The sequence below is a fragment of the Aeromicrobium tamlense genome, assembly GCF_013408555.1.
Lineage (GTDB): Bacteria > Actinomycetota > Actinomycetes > Propionibacteriales > Nocardioidaceae > Aeromicrobium > Aeromicrobium tamlense.
This window is the reverse complement of record NZ_JACBZN010000001.1, coordinates 201741-215062: the sequence shown is the minus strand read 5'-3', so window position 1 is coordinate 215062 and position 13322 is coordinate 201741. Positions and strand designations below refer to the sequence as shown.

General features: G+C 69.9%; 12 protein-coding genes. 1 reads left to right on the top strand and 11 read right to left on the bottom strand.

Annotated features, from left to right (window positions below):
• Positions 1–57 precede the first annotated feature (57 nt).
• Positions 58–1512, top strand: a complete 1455-nt coding sequence (locus BJ975_RS01135; RefSeq protein ID WP_179422826.1) for an MFS transporter — start codon at positions 58–60, stop codon at positions 1510–1512.
• Positions 1513–1518: 6 nt separating this feature from the next.
• Here BJ975_RS01135 and BJ975_RS01130 read toward each other — a convergent pair whose 3' ends face one another.
• The 11 genes from BJ975_RS01130 to BJ975_RS01080 form a co-directional block, all read right to left on the bottom strand.
• Positions 1519–2199, bottom strand: coding sequence for a TetR/AcrR family transcriptional regulator (locus BJ975_RS01130; protein WP_179422824.1), 681 nt, complete (start codon positions 2197–2199; stop codon positions 1519–1521).
• A gap of 63 nt (positions 2200–2262) precedes the next feature.
• Positions 2263–2742, bottom strand: a complete 480-nt coding sequence (locus tag BJ975_RS01125; RefSeq protein WP_179422822.1) for a MaoC family dehydratase — start codon at positions 2740–2742, stop codon at positions 2263–2265.
• A 37-nt stretch (positions 2743–2779) separates the two neighbouring features.
• Positions 2780–3547: a crotonase/enoyl-CoA hydratase family protein gene (locus tag BJ975_RS01120; protein ID WP_179422820.1), complete on the bottom strand. Its 768-nt coding sequence runs from the start codon at positions 3545–3547 to the stop codon at positions 2780–2782.
• A 122-nt stretch (positions 3548–3669) separates the two neighbouring features.
• Positions 3670–5247, bottom strand: a complete 1578-nt coding sequence (locus BJ975_RS01115; protein ID WP_179422818.1) for an ABC transporter substrate-binding protein — start codon at positions 5245–5247, stop codon at positions 3670–3672.
• Positions 5248–5435: 188 nt separating this feature from the next.
• A complete protein-coding gene (locus tag BJ975_RS01110; protein WP_179422816.1) occupies positions 5436–7031 on the bottom strand; it encodes an ABC transporter substrate-binding protein in 1596 nt (531 codons plus the stop codon).
• A 102-nt stretch (positions 7032–7133) separates the two neighbouring features.
• Positions 7134–8156: a phosphotransferase family protein gene (locus tag BJ975_RS01105; RefSeq protein ID WP_218845699.1), complete on the bottom strand. Its 1023-nt coding sequence runs from the start codon at positions 8154–8156 to the stop codon at positions 7134–7136.
• The gene (locus tag BJ975_RS01100) at positions 8153–9679 is read right to left on the bottom strand and encodes a class I adenylate-forming enzyme family protein (protein ID WP_179422814.1); all 1527 of its coding nucleotides are present in this window, start codon (positions 9677–9679) and stop codon (positions 8153–8155) included. Before BJ975_RS01100 ends, BJ975_RS01105 begins: the two co-directional genes overlap by 4 nt.
• A 49-nt stretch (positions 9680–9728) precedes the next feature.
• On the bottom strand, positions 9729–10532 hold the full coding sequence (locus BJ975_RS01095) for an ABC transporter ATP-binding protein (RefSeq protein ID WP_179422812.1): 804 nt from the start codon (positions 10530–10532) through the stop codon (positions 9729–9731).
• A complete protein-coding gene (locus tag BJ975_RS01090) occupies positions 10525–11391 on the bottom strand; it encodes an ABC transporter ATP-binding protein (protein WP_179422810.1) in 867 nt (288 codons plus the stop codon). Before BJ975_RS01090 ends, BJ975_RS01095 begins: the two co-directional genes overlap by 8 nt.
• Entirely contained in the window at positions 11388–12362 is a 975-nt protein-coding gene (locus tag BJ975_RS01085; protein WP_179422808.1) for an ABC transporter permease, read from the bottom strand. Before BJ975_RS01085 ends, BJ975_RS01090 begins: the two co-directional genes overlap by 4 nt.
• Positions 12359–13300: an ABC transporter permease gene (locus BJ975_RS01080; RefSeq protein ID WP_179422806.1), complete on the bottom strand. Its 942-nt coding sequence runs from the start codon at positions 13298–13300 to the stop codon at positions 12359–12361. The genes BJ975_RS01085 and BJ975_RS01080 overlap by 4 nt, the downstream gene beginning before the upstream one ends.
• Positions 13301–13322: the final 22 nt, after the last annotated feature.

Sequence of the window (13322 nt, the reverse complement as noted above, 5' to 3'; positions counted from 1 at the left end):
TGGACGCTCCGCCCCCTGATGTCAACAGGCGCCGGACGCAGGGAAGGATCCACACGCATGTCAGGGAGCACCGGGCGCCGCGCCCGACCGCGGCAGACCTCCGGTGCCGCCCTCGTGATCGTCCTCTCGCTGCTGTCCACCGTCACGGCGCTGCTGCAGACCATGGCCGTGCCCGTGCTGGGCAAGATGAGCCGCGACCTCGACGTCTCCACCGCCGCGATCGGCTGGGTCGTCACGATCAACCTGCTGGCCGCGGCCGTGCTCACCCCGATCTTCAGCAAGTCCGGCGACCTGCACGGACGGCGACGCGTGGTGCTGATCGTCATCGGCGCCGTGGCCGCCGGCTCGCTGCTCGCGGCCGCCACGTCCTCCTACTGGATGCTGCTGTTCGCCCGCGCGATCCAGGGCGCCTCGTTCTGCCTCTTCCCCCTGTCGGTCGGGATCCTGCGCGACCACCTCGAGCTCAAGCGGCTGCCGCTCGGCCTGTCCTTCCTCACCGGCGCGATCAGCGTCGGCGCCGGTGCGGGCCTGGTCCTGACCGGCGTCCTGACGCACGGTGACCGCGACTACCGGAACATCTTCTGGTTCACCCTCTGCGTGGCCCTGGTCCTGCTCGTCCTGTCGGTGATCGTCATCCCGAAGGACCGCCCCCACAGCACCGGCCGCGTGGACTGGCTCGGTGGCTTCCTGCTCGGCCTGGCCCTCGTGCTGCTGCTGCTCGCGATGACGCAGGGCAACGCGTGGGGCTGGACGAGCGTCGCCACCACGGCCTCGTTCGCCGGGTCGATCGTCACGTTCGCGGCCTGGCTCGCGGTGGAGAAGCGGGTCACCGAGCCGCTCGTCCCGATCGCGATGCTGCGCGACCGCACGCTCGCGTCGGCCAACGCGCTCGGCTTCTTCATCGGCTTCGGGATGTTCCTGGTGTTCCTGGGCATCACCGCCCTCGTCCAGGTGCCCTCCAGCCACGGCCACGGCTTCTCGGCCAGCGTGCTGGAGACGAGCCTGGTCTACCTCCTGCCCGCCGCGAGCATCGGCATCGTCGCCTCTCCCCTGGGCGGCATGTGGGTGGGTCGCTTCGGCGGGCGGGCCACCCTGCTCGTCGCCTCGGCCATCGGCCTGCTCGGCTACCTGCAGCTGCTGGCGTTCCACCAGCACGCGTGGCTGGTCATCCTCGGCGGCGTCATCACGAACGGGGCCTTCAGCATGGGCTTCGCCGCCGTGCCCGCCGTGGTGACCTCGGTGGTGCGACCGCAGGAGACCGCTCTCGCGAACGCGATGGCCTCGATCACCCGCTCGGCCGGCAGCGCGCTCGGCAGCGCCCTGATGGTCGCGCTCATCGCGAGCCACCTCATGGCCGACCAGCACCCGCGCGAGTCGGTGTTCACGATCGCCTTCGCGATCGGCGCCGCGAGCATGGCGCTCAGCATCGTCATCACGCTCGTCGGCATTCCGCGCCGCTCGGCGAACGCCGCGGAGGAGCCGGCCCCCAGCCGGGAGCCCTCGAACCGCTGAGCCGCCTCAGTCGGCCGACGGCGAGATCTGCAGCGCGTTGACCCACAGCTGGGTCAGGGAGTCGACCATCTGGTCGATCGTCCAGTCCTCGCCCAGCACGAAGCGCGAGTAGGCGGCGCGGGCGACCATGCCGGAGAGGAAGTAGGACGCCAGCTGCGGGTCGATGTCGGCCCCGGCGACGCCGCGGTCCTGGAGCTGCTTGATGCTGCGCGCGTTGCGCTGCACGAACGCCTCGCCGCGCTTGCGGCGCTGCTCGCGGAAGTCCTCGTCGATGCTGGCGACCTGCTCGAGCAGGCGCATGAACGGCGCGTAGCGCTCGTAGGACTCCAGGTAGGCCCGGTTGGCCGCGCGGACCTGCGCGATGGGGTCGTCACCGACGGCGTCGACGGCGCGGACGTCCGGGTGGAGCATCTCCTCCTCGACCTCGGCCTGCACGGCGGAGAAGATCTCCTCCTTGCTGTCGAAGTACGTGTAGAAGGAGCCGGCCGAGATGCCCGCCTCGGTGGTGATGTCCACGAGGCGGGCATCAAGGAAGCCGTCGCGCTCGAACACGACGCGCGCCGCGTCGATCAGGTTGGCGCGCGTGCGCAGCCCACGAGGCGTCGTGGGCAGCTCGCGCTCCGTCGCCGGGCCGGCGAACCCGGCCGAGCGACGGTGGCGCGTCGCGTTCTCTGGGGAGCTGCTCATGCCGTCATCCTAGAGGGAAGGTGACGTCAGGTTCGGCTCTGCACGGCGTGGCAGCACGCGTTGTTACTCGGCTTCTACAAGCCGGCCGAGGGACTCGGCGACCGCCACGGGCTTCTCGGAGCCCTCGCGCTCGAAGACCTGGCGGGCGCGCAGCTGCACGCCACCGGGCACGTGATCGATCGAGATGACCTCGGTCGTCATGCGCACGCGCGAGCCGATCGGCAGCGGCGCGGGGAAGCGCACCTTCTCGTAGCCGTAGTTCAGGCTGTGCGCGAACGCCTCGAACGAGATGAGCGAGTACGAGAACGCCGGGCCCAGCGAGAGGCTGTACAGGCCGTGGGCGATCGTCGTGCCGAGCGGGCTCTCGGCGGCCCGCTCGGGGTCGACGTGGATCCACTGGTGGTCACCGGTCGCGTCGGCGAACGCGTTCACCTTCTCCTGGGTGACCTCGTGCCATTCGGTGGGGCCGATGACCTTCCCGACGAGGGCTTCGAGGTCGGCGACGTTCTGGGGACGGACGGGCAGCTGGGTGGTGTCGGTCAAGGTTCTGTCCTTCGTGGGTGGGTGGGAAATCTCGGGGTCAGCGTCCGCGCCACACAGGCGCGCGACGCTCGGCGAACGCGGTGGCGCCCTCGCGGGCGTCCTCGGACTGGTTGACGCGCAGCATGACCGGGTCCTGCTGCTTCCAGCCCTCCTCCATGCCCCAGTCGGCGGCATTCTCGAGGACGTACTTGGAGCCCTCGAGGGCCAGCGGGGCGTTGTCGACCAGCTGGCCGGCCAGCTCGAGGGCGACCTCGAGGGCGCGGCCCGGCTCGGCGACGCGGTTGACCAGGCCGACCTGGTACAGCCGCTCGACGGGGACGTGGTCGCCGGTCAGGGCGATCTCGGCGGCCACGTGGTACGGGATGCGCTGGGCGAGGCGGAGCAGTCCGCCGCCCGCGGCGATGAGCGAGCGCTTTACCTCGGGGAGGCCGAGCTTGGCGTCGGAGGCGGCGACGATGAGGTCGCAGGCCAGCGCCATCTCGAGGCCGCCGGCGACGGCGAAGCCCTCGATCGCGGCGATCAGCGGGGTCTTGGGGCCGCGCTGGGCGAAGCCGCCGAAGCCGCGGTCCTCGAACATCGGGACGTCGCCCTCGAGGAAGGCCTTGAGGTCCATGCCGGCACTGAAGCCGCGGCCCTCGCCGCGGATGATGCCGACGACCAGCGAGGGGTCGGCGTCGAGCTCGTCGAGGATCGCGGCCATCTCGCGCGCCACCTGGCCGTTGACGGCGTTGCGGGCGTCGGGACGGTTCAGGGTGATCAGCAGGGCCCGGTCGTCCAGGACCTTCTCCGTGAGTACGACTGACATGACTCTCCTTTGCTGGGCCCGCCGGTGGCGGGCTGGTTCGGGGGGCGTGGGGCCGGTGGCGGGCTGGTTCGGGGGGCGTGGGGCCGGTGGGCGCCCCGACCGTGCGGGGCGCCCACCGGGTCTCACTCGGTCCCGCGGATGGTCCGCAGGTCGACCGTGCGGTACGTCGCGTTGAACGTGAGTCCGTCCGCGTAGTAGTTGGCGATCGGCCACAGCAGCGGGACGAGGTTCGTCTGCTCGAGCAGCGCGGCCTCGGCCTTGCCCCAGTTCTCGCAGCGCTCCTCACCCAGCGAGCTGGTCGCGACGGCCGAGAACTTGTCGAAGTCGTCGTTGCGGGTGCGGCCGAAGTTGTACGAGCCGCCCTCGCCGAGGTTCGAGCTCATCTTCGTCACGAGCGGGTACGGGTGCGGCGCGGCGCTGAGGTACGGGAACACGATGACGTCCCAGTCGCCCTCGTCGCCGTACACGATCGCGCCGGCCTGGGCCTGCGTGCCGTTGGTGACCTTCACGTCGATGCCGATCTTGCGCAGCGCGTCGGCGACGTAGTCGGGGCCGGAGTTCTGCACGTCGTAGCCCAGCAGGCGCACGGTCAGCTTCTTGCCGCCGGGGCCGTAGCCCGCGGCCTCGAGGTCGGCCTTGGCCTGGTCGGGGTCGTACTTGAGGCCCAGCTCGCCGTTGGACTCGGTGTAGCAGTCCATGTTCGGCGTGACGACCGTGTTGGCCGGCTCGCCGACGCCGAAGGACGCGGCCTTCGTGTACGCCGCCGCGTCGATCGCCTGGGCGACGACCCGGCGCAGGCGCTCGTCGGACATGGGCGCCTCGGGGCGCTGGTTGAACGTCAGGGAGTCGGCCTCGAAGGCCTTGCCCTGGATGAACTCGTGGCTGCCCTCGAGGCGCTCGGAGTCGCGGCCCAGGATGCCGGCGATGTCGGTCTCACCGGTCTCGAAGAGGTTCGCGCGGGTGGCGTCGTTCGTGATGACGCGGAACGTGATCTTGTCCGGGACGCTCTCGGGGTCCTCCAGCGCCGGGGAGCCCCACGCCTCGAGCTCGTACGTGTCGCCGCGCTTGAGCGAGGTGATCTTGTAGGGGCCCGAGCCCTGCGGCTCGGTGGCCAGCTTCTCGGTGTCCTGCAGACCCTTGGGGCAGATGACGAACGCGGTCGACATGCTGTCGAGCAGGTCCGAGTGCGGGTCGTTGACCTCGATCGAGACGGTGTTGGCCGCGTCGTCCGCGACGATCTCCTTCACGCCGCCGGCGCCGAAGAGACGGCCGGTGTAGATCGAGCCCGTCTTCGGGTCGGCCAGGCGCTTCATCGAGTTCGCGATGTCCGTGGCGGTCAGCTTCGTGCCGTCCGCGCAGGTCAGCCCCTCCTTGAAGGTCATGTCGATCTTCGTCGTCGTGACCTCCCATTCCGTCGCCATCGCGGGCACGTACTCCCCCGTCTTCATGTCACGGCGGACCGGGGTGTCGTAGATGGCCTCGTACATCTGCACCGCGCCCTGGTCGGCGGCGGTCAGGAACGGGTCGAACGTGTCCGGGTCGTTGCGCAGGTCCATCACGACACTGTCGGGAGCCTCGCCGGCGACGCGGTCGCCCTCGTCGGACGAGCCACCGCACGCGGCGAGGATCGAGGTCGACAGCACGAGGGCGCCGGCCAGGCCGACGGTGCGCCGCCAGGGACGGGTTCGGGGAGAGATCATGGGGTCAATCCTTCGTCGGGAAGTCTGAAACCGAATTCAGTTTCTGCAAAGAGTGTGACCGAGGTCACCACAAAGATCAATACTGAATTCAGTTTCATTTAGACCGAAGGGCCGGTCCCCCGTCGGGTTGAGGGAACCCGAGGAGAACCGGCCCGTCCGGACGCACGGAGCGCAGGCTCCGCGCTGGCTCAGCCCTTGACGCGGATGGTGCGCAGGTCCGTCGTGCGGTAGCCCGTCTCGAAGGTCAGGTCCTTCGAGAAGTAGTTGGCGATCGGCCACATCATCGGCACGACGTCGACGCGCTCGAGCAGGGCCGCCTCGGCCTTGCTCCAGTTCTCGCACCGCTCGTCACCGGTCGACGCGGGCGCCAGCTTGGCGAACTTGTCGAACTCGGGGTTCGTGACGCGACCGAAGTTGTACGAGCCGCCCTCACCGAGGTTCGAGCTCATCTTCGTCACGGCCGGGTACAGGTGCGGCGCGGGCGCGTTCATCGGGAAGACCAGCAGGTCCCACTCGCCGGAGTCGCCGTAGACGATGCCGGCCGCCTGGGCCAGCGTGCCGTTGGTGATCTCGACCGTGATGCCCAGCTCGCGCAGGGCGTCGGCGACGTACTCGGGGCCCGAGTTCTGCAGGTCGTAGCCCAGCAGACGGACGGTCAGCTCCTTGCCGCCCTCGCCGTAGCCGGCGGCCTCGAGGTCGGCCTTGGCCTGGTCCTTGTCGAACTTCGGCTTGAGGTCGCCGTTGCTCTCGACGTAGCAGTCCATGTTGGGCGTCGCGAGGGTGTCGATCGCCTCGCCCACGTCGAAGGACGCGGCCTTCGTGTAGCTCTCGGCGTCGAGGGCCTGGGCCACCACGCGGCGCAGCGCCTCGTCGGCGAACGGAGCGCCGTCGCGCTGGTTGAACACGACCGAGTCGGACTGGAACGCCTTGCCCTGGATCGGCTCGACGACCGACTCGAGGCGCTTGGAGTCACGGCCCACGACGCTGACGATGTCGGCGTCGCCCGTGTCGACCAGGTTCGCGCGGGTCGAGTCCGACGTCACGACGCGGTAGGTCAGCTTCGCCGGGACGCTGTCGGGATCCTCCAGCGCCGGGGAGTCCCACGCCTCGAGCTCGTACGTGTCGCCGCGCTTCATCGAGGCGAGGCGGTAGGGGCCCGAGCCCTGCGGCTCGGTGGCCAGCTTCTCGGTGTCCTCGAGGCCCTTCGGGCACACGATGAAGGCGGTGGCCATGCTGTCGATGAGGTCCGAGTGCGGCTCGTTGACCTCGACCGAGACGGTGTTCGCGGCGTCGTCGCCGACGATCTCCTTCACGCCGCCGGCGCCGAAGAAGCGGCCCGTGTAGATCGAGCCCGTCTTCGGATCGGCGAGGCGCTTGAGAGAGTTGGCGATGTCGGTCGGCTTGAGGTCCGTGCCGTCGCTGCACTTCAGGCCCGTCTTGAGCTCGAAGTCGATCTTGGTGGGCGTGGCCTCCCACTTCGTGGCCATCGCGGGCTCGTACTCGCCCGTCTTCCAGTTGCGGCGCACGAGCGTGTCGTAGAGCGCCTCGTACATCTGCACGGCGCCCTGCTCGGCGGCCGTCAGCATCGGGTCGAAGGTGTCCACGTCGTTGCGGAGCACCAGCGTGGCCTGGTCGGGCGCCTCGCCGGACGTGCCGGCGGACGAGTCCGACCCGCCGCCGCACGCCGCCAGGAGCGACGCGGCCAAGGCCACGACGGCCGCCGATCCCAGTCCGCGACGCAGCGCGGACGGACGACCGGAGCCTCCTCGGTAGTTCAACTTCATGCTCGACCTCTCACAGACTCGCTACGTGCCGGCGGGGGTCGCGGCACTGCCACGATTCTATATGAACTTGATTTCAGGTTTACCTACAGGGGGTGCCCTGCGTCATAGACCTGCGTCACGTGCCTCGAGATCGGCCCGCTGCATCAGCTCGTCGATGAGCTCGCTGGAGATCTGGCCGGTCACGGCGGTGTTCCGCGGGTCGTCGATCGAGCGGCGCAGGACGCCCTCGGCGATGATCGCGATCTTCCACAGGCCCAGCACGTACCAGAAGCCGATCGCCGAGACGTCGCGTCCGGTCGCGCGGGCGTACTCCTCCACGAGCTCGGCCCGGCTCGGGAATCCGGGCATTGTCGGCCCACGGAAGCCCGTGATGATCTCGTCGTCGGCCTGCGGCCAGTAGGCCAGCAGCCCGCCCAGGTCGGCCAGCGGGTCGCCGAGGGTCGAGAGCTCCCAGTCCAGCACCGCGGTGACGCGGCCGGCCGAGGGATCGGTGATGACGTTCATCAGGTGGAAGTCGCCGTGGACGAGAGCGAGGTCCTGGTGCTGCGGGACGTTCGCGGACAGTCGCGCCGCGAGGTCGTCCACGATCGGCAGGTCGCGCGTGCGCGACTGCTCCCACTGACGGTGCCAGCGCTTGAGCTGGCGCTCGGCGTAGGGCTTGTGGCTGGCCAGGTCGACCAGTCCCGCCTTCTCGAGGTCCACGGCGTGCACCTCGCCGAGCGTCGACGCCAGCGACAGGCCGATCTCCCGGCGCGTCTCCTCAGGCACCGACTCGACCGCCTCGATCGTGTCCAGCACGCGGCCGTCGACGAAGTCCATGAGCATGATCGGCGCGTCGGTGACGGACGGGTCCTTCGTGAACCCGTGGATCGTCGGCACCGGCACGCCCGTGCCCTGGAGCCCCGACATGATGCGGTGCTCGCGCTCGACGTCGTGGGCCGAGGCCAGCAGCGTGCCCAACGGCGGGCGGCGCAGGATCCAACGGTGGTCCGCGGCGTCGGTGACCAGGAACGTGAGGTTCGACTGGCCGGCGCCGACGCGCGTGAACTCGATCGGGCCGACGGCGTCGATGCCGAGGGTCTCGATCCAGGCCGCGATGGGTCCGGTCTCGATCAGCTGCGTCACGAGGCGCTCCTGTCCCGCGTCACCTTCATGCCGTGCTCGAGCACGCTGCCACGGTCCAGCTGGCGCTTGAGGATCTTGCCGGTCGAGCCCTTGGGCAGCTCGGCGACCTCGTGGTAGATCCGCGGGACCTTGTACTGGGCCAGCCGCTCCTCCAGCCACGCGCGCAGCGCCGAGCTCTCGACGACGCGGCCCGGGTGCGGGGCGTAGACGGCGGCGACCTCCTCGCCGAGGCGGTCGTCGGGGACGCCGATCACGGCGACCTCGCGCAGGTCGGGGTGCGTGTACAGCACCTCCTCGATCTCGCGCGGGTAGACGTTGTAGCCGCCGCGGATGACGAGGTCCTTCTTGCGGTCGAGGATCCAGATGTCGCCGTCCTCGTCCTGCTTGCCGATGTCGCCGGTGAGGAACCACTTGCCACGCATGACCTCGGCCGTGGCCTCGGGACGGCGCCAGTAGCCCTTCATGATGACCGGTCCGGCGAGGGCCACCTCGCCGCGCTCGCCGAACGGCACGGGGTTGCCCTCGGAGTCCACGACGCACGCCTCGAGACGGTTCAGCGCGGGGCCGACCGAGCCCTCCTTGCGACGCGGGCTGAGCTTCGCGGAGGTGCCGGCGCCGGTGGTCTCGCTGAGGCCGTAGCCGTCGAGGACGCGGCAGCCGAAGCGCTCGCGGAAGGCGTCCGCCACGGCCAGCGGCAGGGCCGCGCCGCCGGACAGGGCGTGGGTCAGGCCGGCGAGGTCGTCGCGCGAGACCTCGACGTCGGCGTGCAGCATCGCGTTCCACATCGTCGGGACGCCGGCCAGCACGGTGAGCCGGTGCGCCGCGGCCATCCGCAGCAGGCCCTCGCCGCTGAACGGACGCAGCAGCGACAGGCTCGCGCCCACCTGGAAGGTGGCGACCATGACGCAGATCTGGCCGAACACGTGGAAGAGCGGCAGCGCCGTGCCCACGCGGTCGGAGCTGTCGCTCTCGAGCGTGCCGGACACGATCTCGGCGCAGGCCACGATGTTGCCGTGGGTCAGCTCGGCGCCCTTCGGCTTGCCGGTGGTGCCCGAGGTGTAGAGCAGCACGCCGGTGTCGTCCGGCTGCATCGAGCGCGGCAGGTCGAGGTCGGCACCGGGGCCGGTCTCGATGTCGCCGGCCTCGAGGGTCCACAGGTCGATGCCGGTGGCGGTGGCAGCCTGCTGCGCGACGTCGACCGTCTCGTGCCAGGCGATCGCGAGCGAGCACTCGGCGTCGGTCAGGAAGTACTCCAGCTCGACCGAGGTCGAGGCCGAGTTCACGGTCACGCCGATCGCGCCCACGGCGAGGATCGCCTGGTGCACGACGGCGAACTCCTGCGAGGTCGGGGCGACGAGCAGGACGCGGTCACCGGGCTCGATGCCGGCGTCGGTCAGGCGCTGCGCCCAGGCGGCGACGAGGTCGCGCACCTGGCCGTAGGTCCAGGACTGCTCCCCCACCCGCAGGGCGATGCTGTCGGGGGCGTTCCGGGCGTGCTCCCACAGGCGGTCGACGGCGTTCATGACAGGACTCCTCTCGCTCCGGACGGAGCGGGTCGGGACGGGATGCGGGTCAGCTGACGGCGACGGGATCGCGGCGCGAGCGCCAGCGGCTGCCGCCGAGCGTGGGCACGGCGGAGAGCAGCGCCTTCGTGTACTCCTGCTGGGGCGCGTCGAAGACGGCGTCGGCCGTTCCGGCCTCGACCATCTCGCCGTGGCGCATGACGTACACGTGATCGGCCAGGTAGCGGATCACCGACAGGTCGTGCGAGATGTAGAGCATCGAGACGTCGAGCTCGCGCTGCAGCTGGCGCAGCAGGTTGAGGATGCGCGCCTGCACCGAGACGTCGAGCGACGCCGTGACCTCGTCGAGGATCATCAGCGACGGCGAGAGCGCCAGGGCCCGCGCGATCGAGACGCGCTGGAGCTGACCGCCGGACAGCTGGTGCGGGTAGCGGCGCACGGCCGCCTTCGGCACGCCGACCTTGTCGAGCAGGTCGAGCGCGGTCGCGGCGCACGACTGCGACGTGACGCGCTTGCCCGTGGCGACGCTGACGGCCTCCTGCACCGCCATGGCGATCTCCATGCGCGGGTTCAGCGACGCGTGCGGGTCCTGGAACACCAGCTGGGCCTGGCTGCGCAGGTGGCGCAGCGCCTTGCCCTTGGGGTTGGTGATGTCCACGCCCTCGAGCGTGATCCGGCCGCTCGTCACGGGCGTCAGGCCGATGGCCGCGCGCGCGATGGACGACTTGCCCGATCCCGACTCGCCGACCAGGCCGACGGTGGAGCCCTTGGGCACCGACAGGTTGATCCCCTTGACCGCCGTGAACGGGGGCGGTCCGGGGTAGGTGACCTCGACGTTCTCCAGCTCAAGCATGGTTCATCTCCCGTTCGACGTCGAACTGTCCGTCCTCGATCGTCACGAGGTCCTCGTTCCGATCCGTGTTGAGATCCGGGACCGCGCGGATCAGGCCCCGCGTGTACGGGTGATCAGGCCCGGAGAGCAGCTTCGCCGTGGTGAGGTCCTCGACGATCTCGCCGCGGAACATCACGATCACGCGGTCGCAGACCTCCGACAGCAGCGAGATGTTGTGCGAGATCAGCAGCACGGCGCTGCCCTTGCGGTCGTTGAGGTCGCACAGCAGCTGCATGACCTGCGCCTGCACCGTGACGTCGAGCGCCGTGGTGGGCTCGTCGGCCAGGATCAGGCTCGGCTCGCCCATGAGTCCCATCGCGATCATGGTGCGCTGGCGCATGCCGCCCGAGAGCTCGTGCGGGTACTGCTTGAGCCGCTTGGCGGGCTCGGTGATGTGCACGTCCTCGAGGCTGCGGATCGCGAGGTCGCGCGCCTCCTTCTTGGACAGGCCCTTGTGCTCGCGCACCGTCTCGATCATCTGCGCCCCGATCTTGCGAGCGGGGTTCAGCGACGACATCGGATCCTGGAACACCATCGCCAGGTTCGTGCCGAGGACGGTGCGCAGCTCGCGGTCGGAGCCGTTCACCAGGTCGTGACCGTCGAAGTCGATCCGGTCGGCGGTCATCGACAGGCCCTTGGGCAGCAGTCGCGACACGGCCAGCGAGGTCAGCGTCTTGCCGCTGCCGGACTCGCCGACGATGCCGACGATCTCACCGCGCTTGAGCGAGAAGGAGACGTCGCGCACCAGCGGCGGGACGTCGTCCCGGCCCTCGATGCTGATCGAGAGGTTGCGCACGTCGAGCAGGGTGTCGTCGTTCATGGGCGTCCCTTCCTGGTCTCGGTCTCCATGCCGGGATCGAGGGTGATCTCGGGCTCGGCCGCCAGCGCCTTCGCGCCGTTGCGGCGCAGCTTCGAGCGGAACAGGCTCGGCCGCTCGTTCCACAGCACCGGGTTGACCGCGCGGGCCACGGCATCGCCGAAGAGGTTGACCGCGAGGCCGGTGATGAGGATGAGCGTCGCGGGCACGAGCGCCGCGTACGGGTTGAGGTAGAAGTTCTTGACGCCGTCGGTGAGCATCTGGCCCCAGTCGAACTGCGGCGACTGGATGCCCAGGCCCAGGAAGCTGAGCGAGGACATCGCCATGATGCCCTCGGCGACGGTCGTGAACGTGACGATCACCAGGCTGTCGGCGACGTTGCGACCGACGTACCGCGTGCCGATGCCGGACTTGTTGACGCCCACGACGCGCGCGGCCGACATGTAGTCCCGCACCATCACCGAGTCCACGAGGCTGTACGTGAAGCGGGCGAAGTGCGGCGTGAAGGCGACGCCGATGGCCAGCACCGCGCCCTTCGCGCCGACGCCGACGATCGCGACGACCACGACGGCGAGCAGGATGTCGCCGAAGCCCATCATCGAGTCGATGACGGCGCCGCCGACCTTGCGGACGCGGGGGCCGCCGGCGGCGATGAGACCGCCGATCAGGCCGCCGACCACCATCGCGAACAGCACGGCGGCCGACGCGTAGAGGATCGAGAGCCGGGTCGCCGCCAGGGTGCGGGTGAGGATGTCGCGGCCCAGGGCGTCGGTGCCGAAGCGGTAGTCCGCGGACGGACCCTCGCTCGAGCGGGACATGTCGCTGACGACGGCCTGGTCGCCGAAGCCGTTCGGGCCCATGATCACCAGGACCGTGAGACCCAGCAGGATCAGGCCCGAGACGATGCCCGTGGGCGTGGCCAGGAACGCGCCGAACATCTGACGCGCGCTGCTGCGGCGCTCGTGCTTCTTCATCGGCCGGCCTCCATGGTCCGGGGATCGACGATCCCGAGGATGATGTCCACCAGGGCGTTCACCAGCACGACCGAGAAGCCGAGCAGCAGCACGATGCCCTGGACGACCGGGTAGTCGCCGACGAGGACGCTGTGGACGAGGGTGGTGCCCAGGCCGAGCCGGGCGAAGACCTGCTCGACGATGACGGCGCCGCCGATGAGGCTGGCGAAGGTCACGCCGCCCATCGCGAGCATGGTCGTGATCGAGTTGGGGAACACGTGCGCGAGGTAGAGCTTGCGCGTCGGCAGCCGCTTGCTGCGGGCGGTGCGCACGTAGGGCGACTCGAGCACCTCGAGGGTGCGGACGCGCACGAGGCGCGCGATCGAGGCCGCCGGGCGGATCGCGATGGCGATCGCGGGCAGCACCGCGGCGTTGAGCGAGCCGGAGCCCGCCACGGGGAAGATCTGCCACGTCACCGCGAAGAAGAACGCCAGGAAGGTCGCGATCAGGTACTGCGGGATCGAGGCCATCGCACCGGTGGAGCTGCTGAACATGATCTCGAACGCGCGGTGGCCGTTGCGGGTCAGCACCGCGCCGATGATGCCCATCGGCAGGCCGACGAGCAGGATGATCAGCATGCCGAAGACGGCCAGCTGGGCCGTGGGGCCGATCTTCTGGGCGATCTCGTCGGTGACGGGCTGGCTCGTCGCGAACGACGTGCCCATGTCACCGCGGAAGAGACCGCCGATGTAGTCGAGGAACTGCTTGTACATGGGCTGGTCGAGGCCGAGGCGCTCGCGGGCGACCTGCACGGCCTGCTCGTCCGCGTCCATGCCGGCCACGAGCCGGGCGGGATCGCCCGGGGCCAGGTGCATCATGAGGAACGTGAGGGTGGTGATCGCCACCAGCACGAAGGCGAGCCGGACGAGCCGGGACACCAGGAACCGACGCCATTTCATGTCACATCGTCTCCATCAGCAT